The sequence below is a fragment of the Bacillus sp. 95MFCvi2.1 genome, from assembly GCF_000374965.1.
In the GTDB taxonomy this organism is placed as follows: Bacteria; Bacillota; Bacilli; order Bacillales; family Bacillaceae_G; genus Bacillus_A; species Bacillus_A pseudomycoides.
Window position 1 is genome coordinate 16,113 of record NZ_KB895717.1, and the last position, 26,393, is coordinate 42,505.

Annotated in this window: 23 protein-coding genes and 2 tRNA genes; all 25 read left to right on the forward strand. The window is 36.6% G+C overall.

Annotated features, from left to right (window positions below):
- Positions 1-178 precede the first annotated feature (178 nt).
- The 25 genes from C568_RS0125075 to trpE all read left to right on the forward strand — a co-directional run bounded on the left by C568_RS0125075 (position 179) and on the right by trpE (position 26,392).
- Positions 179-553, forward strand: a complete 375-nt coding sequence (locus tag C568_RS0125075; protein WP_018783065.1) for a RidA family protein — start codon at positions 179-181, stop codon at positions 551-553.
- A 152-nt stretch (positions 554-705) separates the two neighbouring features.
- On the forward strand, positions 706-999 hold the full coding sequence (spoVG, locus tag C568_RS0125080; protein WP_002174553.1) for a septation regulator SpoVG: 294 nt from the start codon (positions 706-708) through the stop codon (positions 997-999).
- A gap of 510 nt (positions 1,000-1,509) precedes the next feature.
- Complete coding sequence (glmU, locus tag C568_RS0125085) at positions 1,510-2,889, forward strand: bifunctional UDP-N-acetylglucosamine diphosphorylase/glucosamine-1-phosphate N-acetyltransferase GlmU (RefSeq protein ID WP_018767328.1); 1,380 nt, start codon at positions 1,510-1,512, stop codon at positions 2,887-2,889.
- A gap of 18 nt (positions 2,890-2,907) precedes the next feature.
- Positions 2,908-3,861, forward strand: coding sequence for a ribose-phosphate diphosphokinase (locus tag C568_RS0125090; protein WP_000107420.1), 954 nt, complete (start codon positions 2,908-2,910; stop codon positions 3,859-3,861).
- A gap of 72 nt (positions 3,862-3,933) precedes the next feature.
- Positions 3,934-4,494, forward strand: coding sequence for an aminoacyl-tRNA hydrolase (gene pth, locus C568_RS0125095; RefSeq protein WP_018783066.1), 561 nt, complete (start codon positions 3,934-3,936; stop codon positions 4,492-4,494).
- A 70-nt stretch (positions 4,495-4,564) separates the two neighbouring features.
- Complete coding sequence (locus C568_RS0125100) at positions 4,565-4,789, forward strand: anti-sigma-F factor Fin family protein (protein WP_003194238.1); 225 nt, start codon at positions 4,565-4,567, stop codon at positions 4,787-4,789.
- A gap of 106 nt (positions 4,790-4,895) precedes the next feature.
- Positions 4,896-8,426 (forward strand): transcription-repair coupling factor, encoded by a 3,531-nt coding sequence (gene mfd / locus C568_RS0125105; protein WP_018783067.1) that lies wholly within the window; start codon positions 4,896-4,898, stop codon positions 8,424-8,426.
- Between the two features lie 135 nt (positions 8,427-8,561).
- The gene (gene spoVT, locus C568_RS0125110) at positions 8,562-9,098 is read left to right on the forward strand and encodes a stage V sporulation protein T (protein WP_006093076.1); all 537 of its coding nucleotides are present in this window, start codon (positions 8,562-8,564) and stop codon (positions 9,096-9,098) included.
- Positions 9,099-9,270: 172 nt separating this feature from the next.
- Entirely contained in the window at positions 9,271-10,872 is a 1,602-nt protein-coding gene (locus C568_RS0125115; RefSeq protein WP_018783068.1) for a putative polysaccharide biosynthesis protein, read from the forward strand.
- 12 nt (positions 10,873-10,884) lie between these two features.
- Positions 10,885-12,348 (forward strand): nucleoside triphosphate pyrophosphohydrolase, encoded by a 1,464-nt coding sequence (gene mazG / locus C568_RS0125120; protein WP_029427744.1) that lies wholly within the window; start codon positions 10,885-10,887, stop codon positions 12,346-12,348.
- A 12-nt stretch (positions 12,349-12,360) separates the two neighbouring features.
- Positions 12,361-12,636 carry an RNA-binding S4 domain-containing protein gene (locus tag C568_RS0125125; RefSeq protein ID WP_003194249.1) on the forward strand — a complete coding sequence of 92 codons (276 nt, stop codon included), beginning with the start codon at positions 12,361-12,363 and terminating at the stop codon, positions 12,634-12,636.
- A gap of 59 nt (positions 12,637-12,695) precedes the next feature.
- The gene (gene yabP, locus C568_RS0125130) at positions 12,696-13,004 is read left to right on the forward strand and encodes a sporulation protein YabP (protein ID WP_003194251.1); all 309 of its coding nucleotides are present in this window, start codon (positions 12,696-12,698) and stop codon (positions 13,002-13,004) included.
- Positions 13,001-13,654 carry a spore cortex biosynthesis protein YabQ gene (gene yabQ, locus C568_RS0125135; RefSeq protein WP_018767323.1) on the forward strand — a complete coding sequence of 218 codons (654 nt, stop codon included), beginning with the start codon at positions 13,001-13,003 and terminating at the stop codon, positions 13,652-13,654. Before yabP ends, yabQ begins: the two co-directional genes overlap by 4 nt.
- Positions 13,651-14,010 (forward strand): cell division protein DivIC, encoded by a 360-nt coding sequence (divIC, locus tag C568_RS0125140; protein ID WP_018767322.1) that lies wholly within the window; start codon positions 13,651-13,653, stop codon positions 14,008-14,010. The genes yabQ and divIC overlap by 4 nt, the downstream gene beginning before the upstream one ends.
- An 87-nt stretch (positions 14,011-14,097) precedes the next feature.
- Positions 14,098-14,598 carry a S1 domain-containing RNA-binding protein gene (locus tag C568_RS0125145; protein ID WP_003194257.1) on the forward strand — a complete coding sequence of 167 codons (501 nt, stop codon included), beginning with the start codon at positions 14,098-14,100 and terminating at the stop codon, positions 14,596-14,598.
- Positions 14,599-14,766: 168 nt separating this feature from the next.
- Positions 14,767-14,840, forward strand: a tRNA-Met gene (locus C568_RS0125150).
- Positions 14,841-14,853: 13 nt separating this feature from the next.
- Positions 14,854-14,925, forward strand: a tRNA-Glu gene (locus tag C568_RS0125155).
- Between the two features lie 262 nt (positions 14,926-15,187).
- On the forward strand, positions 15,188-17,659 hold the full coding sequence (gene spoIIE / locus C568_RS0125160; RefSeq protein WP_018783070.1) for a stage II sporulation protein E: 2,472 nt from the start codon (positions 15,188-15,190) through the stop codon (positions 17,657-17,659).
- Between the two features lie 227 nt (positions 17,660-17,886).
- Positions 17,887-19,317, forward strand: a complete 1,431-nt coding sequence (gene tilS / locus C568_RS0125165) for a tRNA lysidine(34) synthetase TilS (protein WP_018783071.1) — start codon at positions 17,887-17,889, stop codon at positions 19,315-19,317.
- Positions 19,314-19,856: a hypoxanthine phosphoribosyltransferase gene (gene hpt / locus C568_RS0125170; RefSeq protein WP_000981837.1), complete on the forward strand. Its 543-nt coding sequence runs from the start codon at positions 19,314-19,316 to the stop codon at positions 19,854-19,856. Before tilS ends, hpt begins: the two co-directional genes overlap by 4 nt.
- An 86-nt stretch (positions 19,857-19,942) precedes the next feature.
- Positions 19,943-21,844 (forward strand): ATP-dependent zinc metalloprotease FtsH, encoded by a 1,902-nt coding sequence (gene ftsH / locus C568_RS0125175; protein ID WP_018767320.1) that lies wholly within the window; start codon positions 19,943-19,945, stop codon positions 21,842-21,844.
- Positions 21,845-22,069: 225 nt separating this feature from the next.
- Positions 22,070-22,858, forward strand: coding sequence for a type III pantothenate kinase (locus C568_RS0125180; protein ID WP_003194273.1), 789 nt, complete (start codon positions 22,070-22,072; stop codon positions 22,856-22,858).
- 6 nt (positions 22,859-22,864) lie between these two features.
- Positions 22,865-23,740, forward strand: coding sequence for a redox-regulated molecular chaperone HslO (gene hslO / locus C568_RS0125185; RefSeq protein WP_018783072.1), 876 nt, complete (start codon positions 22,865-22,867; stop codon positions 23,738-23,740).
- Between the two features lie 119 nt (positions 23,741-23,859).
- On the forward strand, positions 23,860-24,783 hold the full coding sequence (gene cysK, locus C568_RS0125190) for a cysteine synthase A (protein ID WP_018767319.1): 924 nt from the start codon (positions 23,860-23,862) through the stop codon (positions 24,781-24,783).
- Between the two features lie 211 nt (positions 24,784-24,994).
- The gene (trpE, locus tag C568_RS0125195) at positions 24,995-26,392 is read left to right on the forward strand and encodes an anthranilate synthase component I (protein WP_006093083.1); all 1,398 of its coding nucleotides are present in this window, start codon (positions 24,995-24,997) and stop codon (positions 26,390-26,392) included.
- The last annotated feature ends 1 nt before the right edge of the window (position 26,393 follow it).

A 26,393-nucleotide genomic window follows, 5' to 3' on the forward strand; every position in this document is an offset into this window, starting at 1 on the left:
TTTTGTAAATGAAAGTGCTAGTGGGCGTTAAGTCTTTTCTTGTATTGTGAAAGTCTTACCGCCCGCTAGCACAGGGCATCCTAATTATTTTAGATAGGATGAACTGAGTTTATATGGGAAGAAAATTTTCTAAGAGTTTTTATTTAAGGAAAATAAAATAATAAAAGGGAGAGAGAATATGAAAGTAGTTCAAACAAATCAAGCACCACAAGCGATTGGTCCATATTCACAAGGGATTATCGTAAATAACATGTTTTATAGCTCAGGACAAATGCCATTAACGGTAGGTGGAGAACTTGTAACAGGTGATGTGAAAATACAAACCGAACAAGTATTTCAAAATTTACAAGCTGTGTTAGAAGAGGCAGGAGCATCATTTGATACGGTTGTAAAAACAACTGTATTTTTAAAAGATATGGATGATTTTAATGATGTAAACGAAGTATATGGAACATATTTTTCTGCACATAAACCAGCTCGTTCTTGTGTACAAGTTGCAAAATTACCAAAAGATGTTTCCGTCGAAATTGAAGTTATTGCCCTTGTAAAATGAAAATTTGTAAGCGATAACGTCCATTAATTCTTATATTCCGTTAAAATAAAAATTTTTATCTTAAAAATTTTTAAAAAATTAAAGGGAAAATAGAAAATTTGTGGAATTTATACAAACATATCGCTTATTTAGAAAAGGGTGGTGAACACAAGATGGAAGTGACTGACGTAAGATTACGCCGCGTAAACACAGAAGGCCGTATGAGAGCGATTGCCTCTATTACATTAGACCATGAGTTTGTTGTTCATGATATTCGTGTAATTGATGGCAATAATGGATTATTTGTAGCAATGCCAAGTAAACGTACTCCAGATGGGGAGTTCCGTGATATTGCGCATCCAATTAATTCTAACACACGCTCAAAAATTCAAGATGCGGTTTTAGCTGAGTATCACCGTTTAGGCGAGTTAGAAGAAGTTGAGTTTGAAGAAGCGGGAGCTTCGTAAAATTCGAATAAAAAGGGCTCTAATAAAGGAGCTCTATAATTTTGTAACAAACTCCTGTAAACCCTTACAGGGGTTTGTTTTTTAATTTGTAAATCCATTTTGATTTATTGGCACCTAAGTTCCGGCTATGAAAATAAAAGAAGATCTGAACTCGTTATCTCCTTTTGTCTTCCCTGGGCATGGAGGCAAAAAAGGCCCTGACCGCTTCTGTGCGAGGCCGGGCGCTCTCTCCCGCCTAAAAAGAACGGTTTTGTACTTATAAAGTATTTATTTTGAATAAAATTTTCCGCTAATTAAAGCCTCACTTTATTGTCCTCGTTATATGTAAACTTCTAATTTCTTTAAAATCATTCGAAATAGTATATCTTATTTCCTAAAAAAAGATATTAAAGAATAAAACATCTTATAAGAAGTATGGTAAAATTTAATAGTTATGCTGTGTTTCTTGAAATATATAATGATTTAGGATAATATCTTTAATGGATAAATAGGTTGCGATGGAGGGTCTATATGTCAAACAGATTTGCAGTGATTTTAGCTGCAGGTAAAGGCACACGTATGAAGTCCAAGCTATACAAAGTGCTTCATCCTGTATGCGGAAAACCAATGGTACAGCATGTAGTTGATCAAGTATCTCAATTAGGATTGCAGAAACTTGTAACGGTAGTTGGACATGGTGCTGAAAAAGTACAAGAACAACTAGGGAACGTAAGTGAGTTTGCATTGCAAGCAGAACAACTTGGTACAGCACATGCTGTTGATCAAGCTGCCGATGTACTTGCAAATGAAGAGGGAACAACTTTAGTTATTTGTGGTGATACGCCCCTTATAACTGCAGGAACAATGGAAGCATTGTTAAAGCATCATGAAGAAGCAGGAGCGAAAGCGACGGTGTTAACAGCGTACATAGAAGAGCCTGCTGGATATGGACGCATTGTTCGTAATGAAAGTGGTCATGTTGAAAAAATCGTTGAGCATAAAGATGCAAATGAAGTAGAGCGAGCTATTAAAGAAATTAATACAGGTACGTATTGTTTTGATAATAAGGCACTATTTGCTTCACTTTCTAAAGTTTCAAACGATAATGTTCAAGGTGAATATTACCTTCCAGATGTTATTGAGATTTTGAAAAGTGAAGGTCATATTGTATCAGCTTATCAAACAGAGCATTTCGATGAAACATTAGGTGTTAATGACAGAGTCGCTCTATCGCAAGCGGAAATTATTATGAAAAAGCGTATTAACCAAAAGAACATGGTAAATGGTGTTACAATTATTGATCCAAATAACACATACATTTCTGCTGATGCAATCATTGGTAGTGATACAGTTCTTTATCCGGGAACAGTTATTGAAGGCAAAACTGTAATTGGTTCTGATTGTGAAATTGGTCCACATACAGTAGTACGTGATAGTGAAATTGGAGATCGTACGACAATTCGTCAATCTACTGTACATGACAGTAAGATTGGTATGGAAGTTTCAGTCGGCCCATTTGCACATATCCGTCCAGATTCAGTTATTGGTGACGAAGTACGCGTTGGAAACTTCGTGGAAATCAAAAAGACTGTTTTTGGTAATAGAAGTAAAGCTTCACACTTAAGTTATATCGGGGATGCACAAGTTGGAGAAGACGTGAATCTTGGTTGTGGTTCAATTACGGTGAACTATGATGGCAAGAATAAATTTAAAACAGTTATTGGAAACGGCGTATTTATTGGTTGTAATTCAAACCTTGTTGCTCCTGTAACAGTTGAAGATGGTGCTTATGTTGCGGCAGGATCTACAATTACAGAGAGTGTTCCATCAAAAGCATTATCAATTGCACGTGCACGTCAAGTTAACAAAGAAGACTATGTTGATCAATTGCTGAATAAGAAAAAATCATAATGTGGAGGGTTAATCTAGATGTCGACTCAATATCTAAATTCTAATTTGAAAGTATTCTCTTTAAACTCTAATAAGGAACTTGCTGAGCAAATTGCAAAGCATATTGGAGTAGGGTTAGGGAAATGTTCTGTTGACCGTTTTAGTGATGGAGAAGTTCAAATTAACATTGAAGAAAGTATTCGTGGTTGCGATGTATTCATTATTCAATCTACAAGCTTCCCAGTAAATGAACATATCATGGAATTACTTATTATGATTGATGCATTAAAACGTGCATCTGCAAAAACAATTAATATCGTTATTCCTTATTATGGTTATGCGCGTCAAGACCGTAAAGCGCGTTCTCGTGAACCAATTACATCGAAACTTGTAGCAAACTTACTTGAAACAGCAGGTGCAACTCGTGTAATCACTCTAGATTTACATGCTCCACAAATTCAAGGGTTCTTTGATATCCCAATCGACCACTTAATGGGTGTACCGATTCTTTCTGATTACTTTGAGACAAAAGGTCTTAAAGATATCGTAATCGTATCTCCTGACCACGGTGGTGTAACACGTGCAAGAAAAATGGCAGACCGCCTAAAAGCGCCAATTGCTATTATTGATAAACGTCGCCCACGTCCGAATGTGTCGGAAGTTATGAATATCATCGGTAACATTGAAGGTAAGACAGCAATCTTAATTGATGACATCATTGATACAGCTGGTACAATTACATTAGCAGCAAACGCTCTTGTTGAGAACGGTGCTTCTGAAGTATATGCTTGCTGTACACACCCAGTTTTATCTGGTCCAGCAATTGAGCGTATCCAAAACTCAAATATTAAAGAGTTAGTTGTAACAAACTCTATTGTATTACCGGAAGAGAAGAAAATTGATAAAGTACACGAGCTTTCTGTTGCTCCATTAATCGGAGAAGCGATCATTCGTGTTTATGAAGAAGAATCAGTGAGTGTATTATTCAATTAATTGGATAGAATGAGACGTAACCAAATTTGGTTACGTCTTTTCGTATCGTAAAAAGAAAGTAGTGGTACAAGAGTGAAATTAATAGTAGGACTTGGGAACCCGGGTAGAGAATATGAATTAACAAGGCATAATATCGGATTTATGGGAATTGATGAGCTTGCGAAACGATGGGGCATTTCTTTAAGTGAACAAAAGTTTAAAGGCATGTATGGTTCAGGTTTTGTTAATGGTGAAAAAGTAATTTTATTAAAGCCGCTTACGTATATGAATTTATCTGGAGAAAGCATTCGTCCACTTATGGATTACTATAAAATTGATGTAGAAGATTTTGTTGTCATGTATGACGATTTAGATATTCCAGTGGGTAAATTGCGTCTTCGTATGAAAGGTAGTGCAGGCGGTCATAACGGTGTGAAATCGACAATTTCTCATTTAGGAACGCAAGAGTTCCAACGTATTCGTATGGGGATTGATCGTCCAAAAAATGGCATGAAAGTTGTGGATTATGTATTGGGGCGTTTCACAGCAGAAGAGCTACCAGGGGTAAATCAATCTATTGAAAAAGCTACGGACGCATGTGAAGAGTGGTTGAAGAAACCATTTCTTCAAATTATGAATACTTTTAACGGTTAATGTTCTAAATTGGAATATTTTATAATGTTTTTATCCATACTAGTAGTAATTGTACACTTAGGAGGATAGTATGGAAGGACATTATTACTGTAGACATTGTGGTTGTAACGTAGGTTCCATTACCGCAGAAAAGGTATACAACAAAGTTTTATTTCAACTAACAGAGCAAGAACGATTGGATATGATTCATTTTCATGAAAATGGAAATATATATATAAAAACAATCTGTGAGTCGTGCCAAGAAACGCTCTCATCTTATCCGGAGTATTATGAGTATGAAAAATTTTTGCAATAAAATGTTGTCGCTTTGGCGTGTCCAAAGCATTTTTCTGTTTTCCTTTTCCAAAATATTTGCATAAAAATATATTAACTTGCTCTTTATGTTGAGAGGAGTTTTGAAAATGATAGGGTTATTAGAGCAATTTTATAAAAATAAAGAAATACAATCCATTATTAATGGACTAGAAGAAGGATTGAAAGAACAGCTTGTATCAGGTATGGCAACTTCTTCTCGTTCTTTATTAATGGCTGCTTTATATAAAAAAACAAAGCAGTCACAACTTGTTGTTACACACAACTTATTTCAAGCGCAAAAAGTATATGAGGATTTAGTATCACTACTTGGTGAGCGGGATGTATGGTTATATCCGGTTAATGAATTAATTGCGTCAGAAATAGGGGTTGCAAGCCCAGAACTGAAAGCTCAGCGTATTGAAGTATTAAATCGTTTAGCGATGGGCGAGCAGGGCATTATTGTTGTTCCAGTTGCTGGATTACGTAGATTTCTACCAATAAAAGAATTATGGAAGCAAAAGCAAATCGAAATTAGTCTAGGGCAAGAGATTGATTTAGATGTATTGCTTCATACATTGCATCATATTGGATATGAACGTAAGTCAATGGTAGAAGCACCTGGAGAATTTAGTTTGCGCGGGGGTATACTGGATATTTATCCGTTAACTGAAGAATTACCGTTTCGTATAGAGCTCTTTGATACGGAAGTAGATTCTATCCGCTCATTTGATGTAGAAGAACAACGCTCTCAAGATAAAAGAGAAAGCGTGAAATTCGGTCCTGCGACAGAATTTTTATTTTCAAAAGATGAACTGAAATTAGGGGTGGAGCGTCTTGAGGAAGGTTTAATGAAGACGATGCAGAAGCTCTCTGATGATAAAATCAAGACAGCAGTACTTGAAACAGTTAGTCACGAGATAGAAATATTGAAAAACGGACAGACTATAGAGCAAATGTTTAAATATTTATCTATTTTTTACAAAGAACATGCTAGTCTAATAGACTATTTACCTGAGAATGGTGTCGTTATCTTAGATGAAATTTCGCGTATTCAAGAAACGGCATCACATCTTGAGACAGAAGAAGCAGAATGGTATACATCGCTTCTAAGTGAAGGGGCAATTATTCAAGATTTGGTGTTCTCACACCAATTTGAAGAATTTCTACACCATAAAAAGAGAAGCTTTGTATATTTAACATTATTTTTACGCCATATTGCACATACGCACCCGCAAAATATTGTTAATGTAACGTGTAAAACAATGCAGGACTTTCATGGGCAAATGCAATTGTTAAAAACAGAAATTGATAGATGGACTGAAGGGGACTTCACGACTGTTGTATTAGGAACAGATGAAGAACGCGCAAAAAAATTACAATATATTTTAAGTGATTATGATATTGAAGCAGACATTATAGAATCTACAGATATATTGCTTCCTGGTCGCCTTCAAATTGCTGTAGGTGATTTACATGCAGGATTTGAAATGCCAATGCAAAAGCTTGTTGTGATTACAGAAAAAGAGCTGTTCCATAAAAAAGTAAAAAAATCACAACGTAAGCAAAAACTATCGAATGCAGAGCGTATTAAAAGTTATTCAGAGTTAAAAGTTGACGACTATGTTGTTCATGTAAATCATGGTATCGGTAAATTTTTAGGAATTGAAACGTTAGAAATTAATGGTGTCCATAAAGATTATTTGAACATTAAATATCAAGGTAATGATAAGTTATATGTGCCAATCGAACAAATTGATCAAGTACAAAAGTATGTAGGATCAGAAGGTAAGAATCCGAAAGTTTACAAACTAGGCGGAAACGATTGGAAAAAGGTCAAAACGAAGGTGGGAAAATCTGTACAAGATATTGCAGATGACTTAATTAAATTGTATGCAGAGCGTGAGGCTTCAAAGGGATATGCGTATACGCCGGACACTGCAGAGCAGCAGGAATTTGAATCATCTTTCCCGTACCAGGAGACAGAAGATCAGTTGCGTTCTATTGAAGAAATTAAGAAGGATATGGAACGTGGGCGTCCGATGGATCGACTTCTATGTGGTGATGTTGGATATGGTAAAACGGAAGTTGCAATTCGTGCAGCGTTTAAAGCAATTATGGATGAAAAGCAAGTTGCAATTTTAGTACCGACAACGATTCTTGCACAACAACACTATGAAACGATTCGAGAACGTTTTCAAGACTACCCAATTAATATTGGATTGTTAAGTAGATTCCGTACTAGAAAACAACAAAATGAAACAATTAAAGGTTTAAAAGATGGGACAGTTGATATTGTTATTGGAACACATCGCATTTTATCTAAAGATGTAACCTATAAAGATTTAGGCTTACTAATTATCGATGAAGAACAAAGATTTGGTGTTACGCATAAAGAAAAGATTAAACAATTGAAAGCGAATGTTGATGTATTAACATTAACGGCAACGCCAATTCCGCGTACGCTCCATATGTCTATGCTCGGTGTACGAGATTTATCTGTTATTGAGACGCCACCAGAAAATCGTTTCCCGGTACAAACATATGTGGTTGAGTATAATCCAGGGTTAATTCGAGAGGCGATAGAACGGGAACTTGCAAGGGGCGGTCAAATTTATTTCTTGTATAACCGTGTTGAAGATATTGAAAGAAAAGCAGATGAAATCTCCATGTTAGTCCCAGAGGCGCGTGTGACGTATGCACATGGGAAAATGAACGAGAGTGAACTAGAGTCTGTCATGCTATCATTTTTAGATGGGCAGCATGATGTTCTTGTAAGTACAACGATTATTGAAACAGGTGTTGATATTCCTAATGTAAATACATTAATTGTATTTGATGCCGATCGTATGGGATTATCACAGCTTTATCAGCTTCGTGGGCGCGTTGGTCGTTCAAACCGTGTTGCTTATGCATACTTTGCATATAAGCGTGATAAAGTGTTGTCAGAAGTCGCTGAGAAGCGTTTACAAGCAATTAAAGAATTCACAGAACTTGGATCAGGATTTAAAATTGCAATGCGAGATTTATCCATTCGTGGTGCTGGTAACTTGTTAGGGGCTGAGCAGCATGGATTCATCGATTCTGTCGGATTTGATCTATATTCTCAAATGTTAAAAGATGCGATTGAACAGCGTCAAGGAACACAAGGAATTGAAAATACGATTGATGTTGAAATTGATTTAGAAGTGGATGCTTACTTGCCAGACGCCTATATTTCAGATAGTAAACAAAAAATTATGATGTACAAACAATTTAGAGGTGTCTCTGCGATTGAAGATATTGAGGAATTACAAGAAGAAATGATTGATCGTTTTGGAGATTATCCGCAAGAAGTTGGATATTTATTACAAATTGCAAATATTAAAGTATTAGCAACGAAAGAACAGATTGAGCTAATTAAGCAAACAAAATTTGAAGTGACGTTTTTATTCTCAGAGCAATCAAGCCAAAATATTGATGGTGGAAAATTATTTATGCTTGGTAATAGTTTTGGTCGTATGATTGGTCTTGGTATGGAAGGTTCTCGTTTGAAAATTGTTATGAAAACGAATGGATTAGAGACATCAAAATGGTTAACAATCGCCGAAAATTTATTAAAAGGTTTGTCTGACGTGAAAAAAGAAGTAATAAATGCCTAAAACAAAATAAAAAATGCAATTCGACGTGCATAGAAGAACTAATGTGTAAAATACTATGTCTAACAGTTGGTGATTTTTACATGAACAGGTAAATTCACCACTTTCATCATCAGTAGAAAGTGAGGCAGCATTAGAATGAAAGCAACTGGAATTGTACGTCGAATTGATGATTTAGGTAGGGTAGTAATTCCGAAAGAAATTCGTAGAACCCTTCGTATCCGAGAAGGAGATCCACTAGAAATTTTTGTGGATCGCGATGGAGAAGTGATTTTGAAAAAATATTCTCCAATTAGTGAATTAGGTGATTTTGCAAAAGAATATGCAGAAGCTTTATACGATAGTTTAGGACATAACGTACTCGTGTGTGATCGCGATTCCATTATCGCCGTAGCGGGGGTATCTAAAAAAGAATACTTAAATAAAAGTGTTGGCGATTTAATCGAAAAAACGATGGAAGATCGAAAATCTGTTGTTATGACAGATGAAAGTGAAATTTCGATTATCGATGGTGTAACTGAAAAGGTTAGCTCTTATACAGTTGGCCCAATCGTTGCAAATGGAGATCCGATTGGAGCTGTTATCATCTTTTCAAAAGAAGCAATTATAAGTGAGGTAGAGCATAAGGCAGTAAATACTGCTGCAAGTTTTTTAGCAAAACAAATGGAACAGTAATTCTTCTTAATCATAATATTTCTTTATAAAAGGTTTTTTTCGGAAAGTAGGATTGTATTTCATTTAAAGGTAGCGTCTTGCTACCTTTTTTATTGTATAAATCTAAAAGGAATCCTGTTTTTTCTTTGTGATATAATACGAGGGATGAGAATAGGAAAAGGAGTTTTCTCGTATGGAAGCGAAGAAGTATCAAGCTTTTTGGCGCGGGGCTATTATATTAACGATTGCAAGTTTTGTTACGAAAGTATTAAGCGCTTTTTACCGTATTCCATATCAAAATATAGCGGGGGATGTTGGTTTTTATATTTATCAACAAATTTATCCGTTTTATGGATTTTGTTTAATTTTAGCTACTTATGGTTTTCCCATCATTATTTCTAAGATGGTAGCAGAGCGTTTAGAACAAGGAAAACAGGAAGAGGCAGAGGGAATTATTTGTGTTTCTTTTTGGTTTTTATTAGGAATCGGTTGTATAGGTTTCTTTACGTTGTTTTTAGGAGCTCACACGATTGCATCAGTCATGGGCGATGCAAATTTAGATAAACTGCTAAGAGTTATTTCATTTTCATTCTTGTTAATGCCCTTTTTATCTGTTGCACGAGGGCACTTCCAAGGGTTTAACAATATGATACCGACAGCTATATCGCAAGTGATTGAACAAACGGTTCGTGTGTCAATTATTGTGTTCTTATCGTTGTTCCTCATTGCACATGAATTTGATTTATATACAGTTGGAGCAGGAGCGATGTTGGGGTCGATTGCAGGCGGATTTATTGGTATACTCGTACTTTTATTTTATATGCGGCATAATTTTCGCTCTATTTTCTTACAAGGATGGAAGAGGGTACACAATAAAAAGAGAATCATTCGAATCCTTTTTTGGCAAGGAATGGCTATTTGTGTTAGTAATTTAGTGTTAATTTTTATACAAATGGCAGATTCAGTTTCGTTTTATACATTGCTTATTCAGGCAGGAGAACCGGCGGAAATTGCAAAAGTATTAAAGGGTGTTTATGACAGGAGTATCCCGCTTATGCAGCTTGGTACAGTTGTGACGACTTCATTTTCACTTTCGCTTATTCCAATTATTACTTCAGCAAAAGAACGAGGAGATCGTCTGTTTATTCAACAAAAGGTGCAGTTAGCGATGAAGATAACTTTTGTGATTGGAGTTGCGGCAGCATTAGGATTAGCGTGTATCATTAAGCCGACAAATATTATGTTGTTTGAAAATAGTGAGGGCTCAGGTGTATTAGCTATTTTAGCTGTTTCTATTTTATTTAGTTCCTTATCCATTACAACGGCTTCTATTCTGCAAGGGCTTGGTCAAACTGTAAAGCCGGCATTGTTTGTTATATTTGGAGGGTGTCTAAAATTATTGCTTAATTATATGTTAATGCCGCAATTTGGTGTAACTGGGGCGGCAGTCGCAACGTTAATTTCGCTCATGGTTATCGCTTTGTTAAATAGTGCTTTCCTTATTCGAATTGTAGAAGAACCACTCATTCATAAACAAGGCATATTTGGAGTAACGATCAGTGGATTAGGAATGGTCGTTATATTAATGTTATTTATGCGTATTTATGAAGGGTTGGGACTAGCAAGTGATGAAGGGTATAGAGGATTAGCTGTAATTGAAGCGTTGCTAGGCGTAGCGATTGGCGGATTGGTATATCTGTTTTTAATTACAAAGTTAAGTGTTTTTACAAAAAAAGAATTAGGGACTGTTATGAAGCAAGAGAAGGTACAAGCTTCATTGAAGAAGAGTGGATAGAGGTGAATGGTTGTGAGTAGAGTAATCACGATTTTAGGATTAGGTGCTGGTGAATTAGATCAGCTGACAATGGGTGTATACCGAAAAATAAAAGAAGCAGATCATATGTATGTGCGTACGAAAGAGCATCCTGTTATTGAAGAGTTAGAAAAGGAAGGTGTAAAGTACACGGCTTTTGATGATGTATATGAGTCGCACGATACATTTGAAATCGTGTATGAAACAATTGCGAATACGTTAATGGAACAAGCGCAAGGTGCGGATATTATATATGCTGTACCAGGTCATCCGCTTGTTGCGGAACGAACTGTTCAATTACTCTTGCAAAAAGGGGAAACGAAGCAGATTGAGGTGCGAATTGAAGGTGGACAAAGCTTTTTGGATCCGATGTTTGCTAGTTTAAAAATAGATCCAATTGAAGGATTCCAACTTATTGATGCAACTTCATTTGAAAGAGGTCAATTAGAATTACGCCAACACTTAATTTTTTGCCAAGTATATGATGCGTTTGTTGCATCTGAGGTTAAGTTGACATTAATGGAAATGTTGCCTGATGAGTATGAAGTATATATTGTAACAGCTGCAGGAACATCTTTTGAGCAAGTGAAAAAAGTGCCGCTCTATATGTTGGATCATGAAACAGAGTTGAACAATTTAACAAGCGTATATGTACCGCCTGTTACTGAGCGAGCTTCTTTATATCAACAATTTGATGTGCTCCGAGAAATTATTGCTGAGCTTCGTGGGCCAAATGGCTGTCCATGGGATAAAAAGCAAACACATCAGTCTTTAAAGAAATATTTAATTGAAGAGGCATATGAAGTGTTAGAGGCAATTGATGAAGAAGATGATGACCACTTGATTGAAGAACTTGGTGATGTGTTGTTACAAGTTATGCTTCATGCTCAAATTGGAGAAGATGAGGGCTGGTTCTCAGTTGATGATATCATCCGAACGCTATCTGAAAAAATGGTACGTCGTCATCCGCATGTGTTCGGAGATATAGATGTAGAGAGCGCGGAAGAAGTTGTTTTAAACTGGGAAGAAATTAAAAAACAAGAAAAAGGGCATGTAAGGGAGTCTGCTTTAACGGGAATTCCAAAAAGTTTACCACAATTAATGCGTGCGTATGAAATTCAGAAAAAAGCAGGAAAAGTTGGTTTTGATTGGGATGATGTACAGCCAATGATGGATAAAGCTTTTGAAGAATTGAAAGAGTTTGAGCAGGAAGTTGCAAAGATGGATAAAGAAAAAATGTTAGGTGAATTTGGGGATTTACTATTCGCCTTTGTTAATATTGCTCGCTACTATAAATTGGATCCAGAAGAGGCACTTCGTACCACAAATGAGAAATTCATGCGCCGATTTATATACATGGAAGCCAAAGTAGCTGAAATGAATAAGGAAATGCAGGAGTTAACGTTAGAGCAAATGGATGCTTTATGGGAAGAAGCGAAGCAGATAGAGAATCGATAGGGGGGAAATGAGATGCGCTTAGATAAATTTTTGAAAGTATCGCGTCTAATTAAAAGGAGAACATTAGCAAAGGAAGTAGCTGATCAAGGAAGAATTGCGATTAATGGGCAAGCTGCAAAGGCGAGCTCTGTTGTGAAAGTAGAAGATGAACTAACAATTCGTTTTGGACAAAAGGTAGTAACTGTAAAAGTAAATGAATTAAAAGAAACAACGAAAAAAGAAGATGCAGCTAATATGTATACGGTAGTTCGTGAAGAGAAAGTGAAAGCAGAAGAAGGCTTGTTCTAAATTATTTTCTCTCCTCATACATTATTTACTAGATAGTATAAAGCTATGGGGGGATTGACGTGAATAAGGGCTACTCAGTTGCGTCTTCTAATCAACAGAATGTTTCTGTAGAGCATGATATTATTATGCGTGGTAGACGTGTAATAGATATTACTGGCGTAAAGCAAGTAGAGAGTTTTGATAGTGAAGAGTTTTTATTAGAAACTGTAATGGGTTTTTTAACAATTCGCGGTCAAAACTTACAGATGAAAAATTTAGATGTAGAAAAAGGTATTGTATCCATTAAAGGGAAAATTCATGAGATGTTGTACATTGATGAAAATCAAGGGGAGAAAGCTAAAGGATTCTTTAGTAAGTTGTTTAAATGAGTTTAACGATTCAACTGTATACAATGCTTTCTATGATTGGAATGGGTGCTTGGATTGGAGCGGCGTTAGATACATACCAACGCTTTTTACAGAGACCGCGGCGTAAGCGTTGGATTGTATTTATATATGATATACTGTTTTGGATTGTCCAAGCACTGTTTGTCTTTTACGTATTGCTGCTTGTAAATGAAGCTGAATTACGTATATATGTTTTTGTAGCTTTGTTTTGTGGTTTTGCTGCATATCAAAGCTTATTGAAAGCAGTGTATATGCGAGTATTGAATTTTCTCATTTATATTTTTGTACAAACGATACAATTTTTTATCCAAATTGTACAGCTACTTATGATAAAACCTGTTATTATTATAGCGCAGCTTATTATTGCTTTTATTTTATTTTTATTTCGTATACTATTTTCAATTGGGCATGTGTTGTGGAAGTGTACCGTATGGATATTACTTTTTGTATGGAAAGTTTTTTTCTGGCCTGTTCGATTTCTTACTTTGCTCATATGGAAACTTCTCCCTAACCGTGTTAAACTTTTTATAAAGAGATATGTGGAATTACTGCAACATACAAGGAAATTGAAGAAATATATCTTTCAAATTTGGGAGCGTATAAAAAAGAAGTTAGGGGGACCTCGGAAATGAGGGAACTGAGGCAAAGATTGATTGAAGAGCAGAATCCAAATTCTGTAAGAGAACATATAATACAAACAAATGAAAACAGGAGGCGATTATATCGCCGTTTAGCAGTTTTTCTTGTCTTTGCTTTTACAATTATTGCGAGCATTAGTGTAACGTTTTATCAACAAAATAGTTCCATTAAAGCAAAAGAAGTAAAGGTTGAAGAGATGAAAAAAGAATTGGGTTCATTAACAAAGAAAGAAAAAAAATTACAAGATGATGTTCAAAAGTTGAATGATGAAGAGTATGTTTTAAAGATTGCTAGGAGGGATTATTTCTTCTCTGGAAAAGGGGAGATAATTTTTCCTGTTTCTAAGTAGGTCGTGTCTTATTGACACTATATTTTAGGATTATATATAATAAAGTAAAATTTGACTTTTTAACCACTAAGGAGGAGCATTTTTTTTATGTCAATCGAGGTAGGCAGCAAGTTACAAGGTAAAGTAACAGGTATTACAAATTTTGGGGCTTTTGTGGAGCTGCCAGAAGGCTTAACGGGTCTTGTTCATATTAGTGAAGTTGCTGATAATTATGTGAAGGATATTAATGATCACTTAAAAGTAGGCGACCAAGTAGAAGTAAAAGTTATTAATGTTGAAAAAGATGGAAAAATCGGTCTATCTATTAAAAAAGCGAAAGAACGTGTAAAACCAGAAGGAGATCGTCCACGCAGTGAATATCAACGTGGTGGTGATCAACGTGGTGGTGATCAACAACGTTCTGGGCGTCCACAACGCAATCGTTCTTTTAACAGAGATAACCGTGGTGGCCGTGATAATGGTGGCAATCAAAAGGAAACGTTTGAGCAAAAGATGGCACGCTTTTTAAAAGACAGTGAAGATCGTCTAACTTCTTTAAAGCGTAATACAGAATCTAAACGTGGTGGCCGTGGCGCTCGTCGCGGATAAAACGAACGTTTTATTCTTAACATATAGAGAGGTGCCCGGAGTAAGTCACTCGGGGTGCTTTTTTATGTAAATGAGTATATAAAAAAAGAATAAAAAACTTTTTGAAACATGTTGACTTTAAAGTGAATTTGATATAAGATACTAATTGTCCGTTAAATAAGACGACATGGCGGTGTAGCTCAGCTGGCTAGAGCGTACGGTTCATACCCGTGAGGTCGGGGGTTCGATCCCCTCCGCCGCTATATTTATTTTAACGGCCCGTTGGTCAAGTGGTTAAGACACCGCCCTTTCACGGCGGTAACACGGGTTCGAATCCCGTACGGGTCATCTAGAAAAGATCATGCAGATAGCATGATCTTTTTTTTATTAAGAAATTATAAATAAGTGCAAAGCTTCTACAAAAACACCCTATATTTTTTGAATTTTCTGTTCTTTTAAGGTCCTTATTTTTAACAACTTGTATATATATAGGTTTATTTCGAATAAAAAGTCGAACGATTATGTAAGTGTGAACTGTTGTTTTGACAAAAATCCCAATAATCATCTTTTATAATGACAGTAATTAAACTATGCAGGTGGTGTTAAAAATATGCCAAAAGCAGGAAGGAATACTGTGAACACAAGTACACTGGCTATGAATGATGGACAACTCAGATCAATAACATGGACAAGCAAGTTGAAAGTGAAGTTGGAGCAAGTTTTCTTTAGATGGGGATTCGTTATTGCTGTAATCGGTTTTCTTTTAGGAAGAGCATATATATTAACGAACATTTTACCGTTTGCACTACCGTTTTTTGCTGCTGTTTATGTAATGAAGCGTGATAAGATGGCACTCGCATTTCTTGCTCTTATGGGTGGTGCGCTTTCCGTTTCACTAGATAATTTACTTTTTGCCTTTGCATCTATTTTTACTTTCTTCATTTACAATATCTTCTTTAGTCGATTTACACGTAAAATTGTTGGACTTGTACCATTTCAAGTATTTATCTCCGCATTAACCGCACATCTCGCTGTTGTTTACTTCGCGCAGCAAACCGTCACTATGTATGATTTACTTGTAAGTACTATTGAAGCAGGGCTTAGTTTTGTTTTAACAATGATTTTTCTACAAAGTGTACCGTTATTGACAGAAAGAAAAGGAAAGCAACAAGCGTTAGAAACGGAAGAAATTGTTTGTTTAATTATACTACTTGCATCTGTGTTGACGGGTACAACAGATTGGTTTATTTACGACGCTTCAGTTCAACATATTTTCACGAGATATTTAGTGTTATTATTTGCTTTTGTTGCAGGGGCAGCTACTGGTTCAACAGTAGGGGTTGTTACAGGATTGATATTGAGTTTAGCGAATGTAGGTAGCTTATCTCAACTTAGTCTATTGGCTTTTTCGGGGTTACTTGGTGGATTATTAAAAGAAGGGAAGCGTTTGGGCGTTAGTTTAGGGTTGCTAATTGGTACAAGTCTAATCACATTATACGTCGACAAACAAGTAAATATTATAACAACTTTAATAGAATCTGGAGTGGCGATAGGATTCTTTTTACTAACACCACAGGCAATTATCGATCGGCTTGCTAAATTTATGCCAGGAACACAAGAACATTCTCAGGATCAACAACAATATTTACGAAGAATGCGTGATGTGACAGCGAATAAAATTAATCAATTTGCAAATGTATTCTCTGCATTATCTAATAGCTTTTCGGTATATGGATATGTGGAGGAAGAGGATGAGGAAACAGAAGCTGATTTATTTTTAAGTACAATTACAGCAAAGACGTGTCAATCATGTTTTAAAAAGGATCAATGCTGGGTAGTGAATTTTGATAAAACATATGATTATATGAAACAAATTATGAATGAAACAGAAGAAGGGACGCTTCAGCATAACCGTAAGTTGGTTCGTGAATGGGACAAGCACTGCGTAAGAGGAAAAAAGATAACAGATTTAATGGCAGGAGAATTAAGTCATTTCTATGAGGGACAAAAGTTACGAAAACAAATGAAAGAGAATCGTAGAATTGTTGCAGAACAATTATTAGGTGTTTCAAAAGTAATGGAAGATTTTGCGAAAGAAATTCAGCGTGAACGGGAAAATCATCAGGTACAGGAAGAACAAATTTTACAAGCGTTTCGTGACTTTGGTGTCGAGGTGGAACATGTTGATATCTATTGTTTAGATAGAGGGAATATTGATATTGAAATGATGATTCCAGCAGCATCTAATCAACATGGGGAATGTGACAAATTAGTTGCGCCGATGCTTTCGGATGTTTTAAAAGAAAATATTATTGTTAAACATGAAGAACCTTCTGCTTATCCAAATGGTCATAGCATGATATCTTTTGGATCAGCGAAAACATTTTCTCTTGATACAGGGCTTGCTACAGCGGCAAAAGGAGGCGGATTTGTATCAGGAGATTCGTATGCGATGATGGATTTAAGTGTTGGGAAATATGCTCTTGCCATTAGTGACGGAATGGGCAATGGACAAAGGGCACATATGGAAAGTAAGGAAACGGTAAAATTGTTACAAAAAATATTGCAATCCGGTATTGATGAAGAAATTGCTATTAAGTCTATTAATTCAATTCTTTCATTGAGGACGACAGAAGAAATGTTTACGACGCTTGATTTAGCTATGGTAGATTTACGTGATGCAAGTGCTAAGTTTTTAAAAATTGGTTCAACCCCAAGTTTTGTAAAACGTGGAAATAACGTTTTACAAATAGAAGCAAGCAACTTGCCAATGGGAATCATTGAGGATGTTGAGGTGGATGTTGTTGGTGAACAATTAAAAACAGAGGACATTCTAATTATGATGAGTGATGGGATTTTTGAAGGGGCGCAGCATGTGGAAAACCATGAATTGTGGATGAAACGTAAAATTAAAGAACTACAAACCGATGATCCACAAGAAATTGCTGATATTATTATGGAAGAGGTCATTCGATCTAGTGATGGATATATCAATGATGATATGACGATTGTCGTTGCGAAGGTAAAGAAGAATATGCCAAAGTGGGCTACGATTCCAATTATGGGTAAACAAGCGCAATAGGGGAGCGGAAATCTCTTCAGTTTGGTTATGAGGTCTAGGTTGATACCTAGGCCTTTTTTTATAGGAGAAAGTAGCTGTATTATTTCTATGAAGATAGGGAAGGGATGTAAGATAAAAATGTGAATTTTGTACATCTTTTTTTTGCACAAAGTTTGTAAAAGTTGTACCATTATAGGTAAGGTAAAAAGTATGTTATTGTTTGGTTTTAACGAAAGGTGATTGCGGAGTTGAAAGATACATTTGTTGAAAAAGTAGATGAGTTTGCAAAGCAGCATGATGTATTAGAGGAACATTCGACAATTGTTGTAGGAGTTTCTGGAGGCCCTGATTCTTTAGCTCTTTTATATTATTTATTAGAGAAAAGGGAAGAGAAGAAATTGAAGATTGTAGTCGCGCATGTGGATCACATGTTTAGAGGAGATGAATCCTATGAAGACTTACAATTTGTAGAAAATCTTTGCCGGAAGATTGGGGTTATTTGCGAAACGATAAGAATTAATGTATCGCAATATCAACAGCAATATGGAATGAATGCACAGGTGGCTGCTAGGGAATGCCGATATGCATTTTTGGAAAGAATAATGAAGAAATATGATGCGGGATATGTAGCTCTTGGGCATCATGGAGATGATCAGATGGAGACGATTTTAATGCGTCTCGTCCGCGGGAGTACTCCGAAGGGTTATGCTGGAATTGCTGTGAAACGCCCTTTCCATAGTGGATATGTAATTAGGCCTTTGTTAGCGGTAACAAAGGAAGAGATTAATGCTTATTGTAAAAGGTTAGGGGTTACGCCACGTATGGATCCGAGTAACGAAAAGGAAGTATATACGAGGAATCGATTACGTAAGTATGTTCTACCTTATTTAAAAGAGGAAAATCCGCATGTGCATGAGCGATTTCAAAATTTTAGTATGCTTATGCAAGAGGATGAGGCGTATTTGCAGGAATTAGCTTTTGAAAAGATGAATAAAGTAATTACAAAAAAAAGGGATAAACACATCGTCTTATCAATTCCTGCCTTTGAATCCATGTCTATGCCTTTACAAAGGAGAGGGATTCAACTAATATTAAACTATCTTTATGAATACAAGATTCCGTCTTCGCTTTCTTCTATACATATTGACAAAGTTATTGCATTTTTTAAGCGGACACACCCTTCAGGCTCACTTGATTTTCCTGGTGGCCTAAAAATTGTTCGTACATATGAAGAATGTAGTTTCCGATTTAAGCAAGAAATTGTTTTCCCTTTTTCACAAGTTTTATCAGTACCGGGTGCTGTTACCTTAGCAAACGGTGATGAACTTGTAGCAGAAGTAAATGAGGAATTACCAAGTAACATGAATGAAACAGTATTTGTTGCTAAGTATAATGATATATCATATCCTCTTCTTATCCGCTCTAGAGAAAATGGAGATCGCATGTCAATAAAAGGTATGAGTGGTACGAAAAAGATAAAAGCTATTTTTATTGAGGAAAAAGTACCAAAAGAAAAGAGAGAAGAGTGGCCGATTGTTTGTGATGCAAGCGGGAACATTATTTGGGTTCCGTTGTTGAAACAATCTGCAGTTGCTATTTCACATGGAACAGCAGATAAGGATAAATATATGATTATTCACTACAAAAGCAAGGAGTCTTCCAGGAGGATAATGAAATGATGAATCAAGATATCGAAAAAGTATTAATTTCCGAAGAACAAATACAAGAAAAGGTGCATGAGCTAGGTGCAATTATTGCAGAGGATTACAAAAATACAGTACCTCTTGCAATCGGTGTATTAAAGGGTGCAATGCCATTTATGGCAGATTTATTGAAAAGAACAGATACATATCTTGAAATGGATTTTATGGCTGTTTCTAGCTACGGTCATTCTACAGTTTCAACAGGTGAAGTGAAGATTTTAAAAGACCTTGATACTTCTGTAGAAGGTCGCGATATTTTAATCGTTGAAGATATTATTGATAGCGGCCTTACATTAAGTTACTTAGTGGACCTATTCAAATATCGTAAGGCGAAATCTGTAAAGATTGTTACGCTACTAGATAAGCCAACTGGTCGCAAAGTCGATCTGAAAGCGGATTATGTTGGATTTACTGTTCCTCATGAATTTGTTGTAGGATATGGCTTAGATTATAAGGAGCAATATCGTAATCTTCCTTATGTTGGAGTATTGAAACCAAGCGTTTACTCAAATTAATTAAATACAGGCGTTAAAAATTGGATAGGAAAGTTTTTCTATGTTACGATTTACTATAGTGTTTATGCCGTGAGAGGAGGTTAGGAATGAATCGTATCTTCCGTAATACCATCTTTTATTTACTGATATTCTTAGTAGTGATTGGAATCGTGAGCTATTTTAATGGTTCAACACAAAAAACAACATCAGTTAGCTACGATAAATTCATTACTAAACTTGAAAAAGGTGAAGTGCGTAATGTGCAGCTTCAACCAAAAAATGGTGTGTTTGAGGTAAAAGGACAATTTAGCAATGCTAGTCAGGAAGAACAATTTGTTACTTATGCACCAAATACTGAAGAATTACAAAAGAAAATTAATGACAAAGCGCAAGGTGCTGAAGTGAAGTATCAACCAGCAGAGGAAACGAGTGCTTGGGTGACATTCTTTACTTCTATCATTCCGTTTGTGATTATCTTCATCTTATTCTTCTTCTTACTAAACCAAGCTCAGGGCGGCGGTAGCCGTGTTATGAATTTCGGGAAAAGTAAGGCGAAGTTATACAATGATGAAAAGAAAAAAGTGCGCTTCAGAGATGTAGCTGGAGCAGACGAAGAGAAACAAGAACTTGTTGAGGTAGTAGAATTCTTAAAAGATCCTCGCAAGTTTGCTGAAGTTGGTGCCCGTATTCCTAAGGGTGTTCTGCTAGTTGGACCTCCAGGTACAGGTAAAACATTGCTTGCACGTGCTGTTGCAGGTGAGGCTGGCGTTCCTTTCTTCTCTATTAGTGGTTCTGATTTCGTAGAGATGTTCGTTGGTGTCGGTGCTTCCCGTGTACGTGATTTGTTTGAAAATGCGAAGAAAAATGCTCCTTGTATCATCTTTATCGATGAGATTGATGCAGTAGGTCGTCAACGTGGGGCAGGTCTTGGTGGTGGTCACGATGAACGTGAACAAACGCTAAACCAACTTCTTGTTGAAATGGATGGATTCGGTGCAAACGAAGGTATTATTATCATCGCTGCAACAAACCGTCCTGATATTCTTGACCCAGCGTTATTACGTCCAGGACGTTTTGACCGTCAAATCACAGTGGATCGTCCAGATGTAAATGGACGTGAAGCGGTACTAAAAGTACATGCTCGTAACAAACCACTTGATGATGATATTAACTTAAGAGCAATTGCGACTCGCACACCAGGATTCTCTGGTGCAGATCTTGAGAACTTATTAAACGAAGCTGCATTAGTAGCTGCGCGTCAAGATAAAAAGAAAATTGACATGTCTGATATCGATGAAGCGACGGATCGTGTTATTGCAGGTCCTGCGAAGAAAAGTCGTGTTATTTCTGAAAAAGAACGTAATATTGTCGCATTCCATGAAGCGGGCCATACTGTAATTGGTGTCGTGCTTGATGAGGCGGATATCGTTCATAAAGTAACAATTGTTCCTCGCGGTCAAGCTGGTGGATATGCGGTAATGCTTCCAAAAGAAGATCGTTACTTCATGACAAAACCAGAATTACTTGATAAAATCACTGGTTTACTTGGTGGCCGAGTGGCTGAGGAAATTGTATTTGGTGAAGTGAGTACAGGAGCTCATAACGACTTCCAACGTGCGACTGGCATTGCAAGACGTATGGTAACGGAATTTGGTATGAGTGATAAGCTTGGACCGATGCAGTTTGGAAGCTCACAAGGTGGTCAGGTGTTCTTAGGAAGAGATTTCCATTCAGAACAAAACTACAGTGATGCAATTGCACATGACATCGATGTAGAAATGCAAACGATTATGAAAGAATGTTATGCTCGTGCAAAACAAATTCTTACTGAAAAACGTGATAAGCTTGATATTATCGCAAAAACGTTACTTGAAGTGGAGACGTTAGATGCAGAGCAAATTAATCATTTATATGATTATGGAGTTTTACCTGAGCGTAAAAAGTCCTCTGAAGATGTGAAAGTGAATATCACAATGAAAAAAGATGACGAGAACGCAGAAGATAAATAAGAAATGAAGGAGTGACAATAGTCACTCCTTTTTTTATGCTGAGAAAATTGTGTACTTGTATATAAATTTGAAGCTTCTTTGCTTTAAAAATTGAAATAGTGAACGATCTTTTTGTAAAATGGTGAAGATGGAAAAACTGATTATATAGGTATGTATGATATGATGGCATTATCAGTTTTGTACATACTGCACAAATATAGATTAAATAAGATAAGTGGTGAGAATATGATTTTTGTATTGGATGTAGGGAATACAAATGCGGTGCTTGGTGTATTTGAAGATGGGAAACTTCGTCAGCATTGGCGCATGGAGACTGATCGTCATAAAACAGAAGATGAATATGGTATGTTAGTGAAACAGTTACTTGAACATGAAGGCCTTTCTTTTCAAGATGTGAAAGGAATTATTGTTTCTTCGGTTGTACCACCAATTATGTTTGCCTTAGAGCGTATGTGTGAGAAATATTTCAAAATTAAACCACTTGTAGTGGGACCAGGAATAAAAACAGGTTTAAATATTAAATATGAAAATCCGCGTGAGGTTGGAGCGGATCGTATTGTAAATGCTGTAGCTGGTATCCAATTATACGGAAGCCCGCTTATTATTGTCGATTTTGGAACAGCTACTACATATTGTTATATTAACGAAAATAAGCATTATATGGGCGGGGTAATTACACCAGGTATTATGATTTCGGCAGAAGCTTTATACAGTAGAGCGGCTAAACTTCCTCGTATTGAAATTACAAAACCAAGTAGTATTGTTGGGAAAAATACAGTAAGTGCAATGCAAGCTGGCATTCTTTATGGGTATGTTGGACAAGTGGAAGGTATTGTGAAGCGTATGAAAGAAGAAGCTAAACAAGAACCGAAAGTTATTGCAACTGGAGGATTAGCAAAATTAATTGCAGAAGAATCTAATGTAATTGATGTTGTAGATCCGTTTTTAACATTAAAAGGCTTGCATATGCTATATGAACGTAATGCAAATTTACAACATGAGAAGGGTGAATAAATAAGTATGAAAGATTATTTAGTAAAAGCGTTAGCGTTTGATGGAGAAGTTCGTGCGTATAGTGTACGTACAACAAATATGGTAAGTGAGGCGCAAAGACGTCATGATACATGGAGAACCGCTTCAGCGGCACTTGGGCGTTCGTTAACAGCTGGTGCAATGATGGGGGCTATGTTAAAAGGTGATCAGAAGCTGACGATTAAGGTGGAAGGAAATGGCCCACTTGGCCCAATCTTAGTGGATGCTCATGCGAATGGAGATGTACGTGGATATGTAACGAATCCCCACGTTGATTTTGAAGCAACAGAGCAAGGGAAATTGCGTGTATATCAAGCAGTAGGTACAGAAGGGTTTCTAACAGTAATTAAAGATATCGGTATGCGTGAACCGTTTATCGGGCAATCTCCAATTGTTTCGGGAGAATTAGGAGAAGATTTCACGTATTATTTTGCTGTTTCTGAGCAAACACCTTCTTCTGTTGGTATTGGTGTCCTTGTAAATGGGGATGATAGCATACTTGCTGCAGGTGGATTTATCCTGCAAATTATGCCAGGAGCACAGGAAGAGACAATCTCCTTTATTGAAGAGCGTCTGCAAAAAATCCCACCTGTTTCAAAATTAATTGAACAAGGACTTTCGCCAGAGGAATTATTATACGAAGTACTAGGAAAAGAAAAAGTGAAGGTATTAGAAACAATGGACGTTCAATTTAATTGTACATGTTCTCGTGAGCGTATTGAGAGTGTATTAATTAGTCTCGGTAAAAAAGAATTAGAACAAGTTCGTGAGGAAGAAGATGAAACGGAAGTGCATTGTCATTTCTGTAATGAGCGATATAATTTCTCTAAAGAAGATATTACAAACTTGATTGAAACCTTGTAAACAGAAAGGTTTTCTAGCAATTGTAAATCATCTAAATAAATTGACAAGTAAGAAAAATTCTGTCAAAATTGAAATGTATATAAAACCAATAAAAATACTCGGTGTTAGGAGTGACAGGAATGCGAGTGGCACAATCAGTTTCAGAATTAATCGGGAAAACGCCGATCGTTAAGTTGAACCGCATCGTAGAGCAAGACAGTGCAGACATTTACTTAAAATTAGAATTCATGAACCCTGGAAGTAGCGTAAAAGATCGTATTGCATTATCTATGATCGAAGCTGCTGAAAAAAAGGGATTATTACAAGAAGGCGATACAATTATTGAACCAACGAGTGGTAACACAGGAATTGGCTTAGCGATGGTAGCGGCTGCAAAGGGCTATAAGGCAATTTTAGTAATGCCGGAGACAATGAGTATTGAACGTCGTAACTTATTACGTGCTTATGGAGCTGAATTAGTATTAACTCCGGGTCCAGAAGGAATGGGCGGCGCAATTCGTAAGGCAACTGAATTAGCGAAAGAGCATGGTTACTTTATACCACAACAATTCCAAAACCCGGCGAATCCAGAAATTCACCGTTTGACGACAGGGCCAGAAATTGTTGAACAAATGGGTAATGAATTAGATGCATTTATCGCTGGTATCGGTACTGGTGGAACAATTACAGGTGCTGGTGAAGTGTTAAAAGAAATATATAAAGATATTAGAATTTACGCAGTAGAACCTGCAGATTCTCCAGTGTTATCTGGTGGGAAACCAGGTCCGCATAAGATTCAAGGTATTGGGGCTGGATTCGTTCCTGAAACATTGGATGTAGAAGTATATGATGAAATTATTCAAGTAAAGACAGAACAGGCATTTGAATATGCGAGAAGAGTGGCTCGTGAAGAAGGTATTTTAGTTGGTATTTCTTCAGGTGCTGTCATTTATGCCGCGACAGAAGTTGCGAAAAAACTTGGTAAAGGGAAAAAGGTTCTTGTAATTATTCCAAGTAATGGTGAACGTTATTTAAGTACACCGCTTTATCAATTTGAATCATAATTAGTATGGCCAGAAAAAGCATTCCTGAAAAGGAATGCTTTTTCTTTTTTCGTTTGAAAATAGTGAATGACTAGAAAACTTCATGTAAAATAAGTAGTAGTAAAGTTAAAATATTTTCACTAGCTCTCAGGGACGATTGTTTCATATTAACCATCTGTAATTTGGGGTGATTAGTCTAAGGGAGTGGGATAAAAGAAGACGGGGTGTTGGTATGCAGCGAAGAAAATCTTTAGCGCTTTCTGTTCCATATCATTTAGATTTTTTTAAGCAATATAAGTCTCTTTCTCAGAATAAGAATCAACATATTTTGTTAGAAAGTGGACGTGGGGGTCGTTATAGTATTGCGGGGCTCGATCCGGTAGCGGTGATTCGGGGGAAAGATGAAACGTTACATATAAGTGAAAGCGGTAAGGAAACAATAGAGAAAGGCAATCCGTTAGATTTAATGCAAAGGTATATGGAACGATGGAGAACGAATCATAATCCAGACTATCCGCCATTTCAAGGTGGTGCAATCGGATATTTTAGTTATGACTGTATCCGTTATATTGAAAAACTTCCTTCCCTTGCGGAGGATGATGTGGATATACCTGACATATTCTTTTTATTATTTGATGACGTGTTTGTGTATGATCAACAAGAGAAAGTGTTGTGGATTATTACGCATTATATAGATGAATGTGAGGAAGCGGAAAGTCGTTTAAATGAATGGAAGAGCCTTTGGATGAAGGAAGTTCCTGAAGTTAAATTGCCATTTGAATGTCCTGAACATAGAAATGAAGCGGTAGCTTTTACAGAAGAAGGATTTATGAAAGCTGTTCAGCGTATTCAAGAATATATTGGGGCTGGAGATGTGTTTCAAGTGAATTTGTCTACAAGACAAGAGAAAACATTACAAACACACCCACTGGAGATTTATACGAGTCTTCGTGAAATTAATCCATCACCATATATGGGATATTTAGAGCTTGGAGATTTTCAAATTGTTAGCGGTTCACCTGAATTGTTAATTAAAAAGCAAGGGAATGAAGTGAGTACCCGTCCGATTGCTGGTACACGTTCTCGTGGGAAGAATGAACAAGAAGATGAGAGCTTAGCGAAAGAGTTAATTGAAAATGAAAAGGAACGTGCAGAACACGTCATGCTTGTGGATTTAGAGCGTAATGATTTAGGGCGAGTTTGTAAGTATGGAACTGTAGAAGTAGATGAATTTATGGTTATCGAAAAATATTCGCATGTTATGCATATCGTTTCAAACGTTCGTGGTGAGGTCGGACGAGATAAGGATGCTTTCGATTTAGTGCGAGCTGTATTTCCAGGTGGAACGATTACGGGTGCACCCAAAATACGTACGATGGAAATTATAGAAGAATTAGAACCTGTTCGCCGTGGGATTTATACAGGTTCAATTGGATGGATTGGTTACTCAGGAGATATGGAATTAAATATTGTGATTCGGACGCTTCTTGCAAAAGATGGTCAAGCGTATGTGCAGGCTGGAGCAGGAATTGTAATTGACTCAAATCCGAAAAATGAATATAAAGAGTCGTTAAAAAAGGCAATCGCCCTGTGGCGTGCGAAAGAAAGTAGCGAAGAAACGGTTAGGTGAG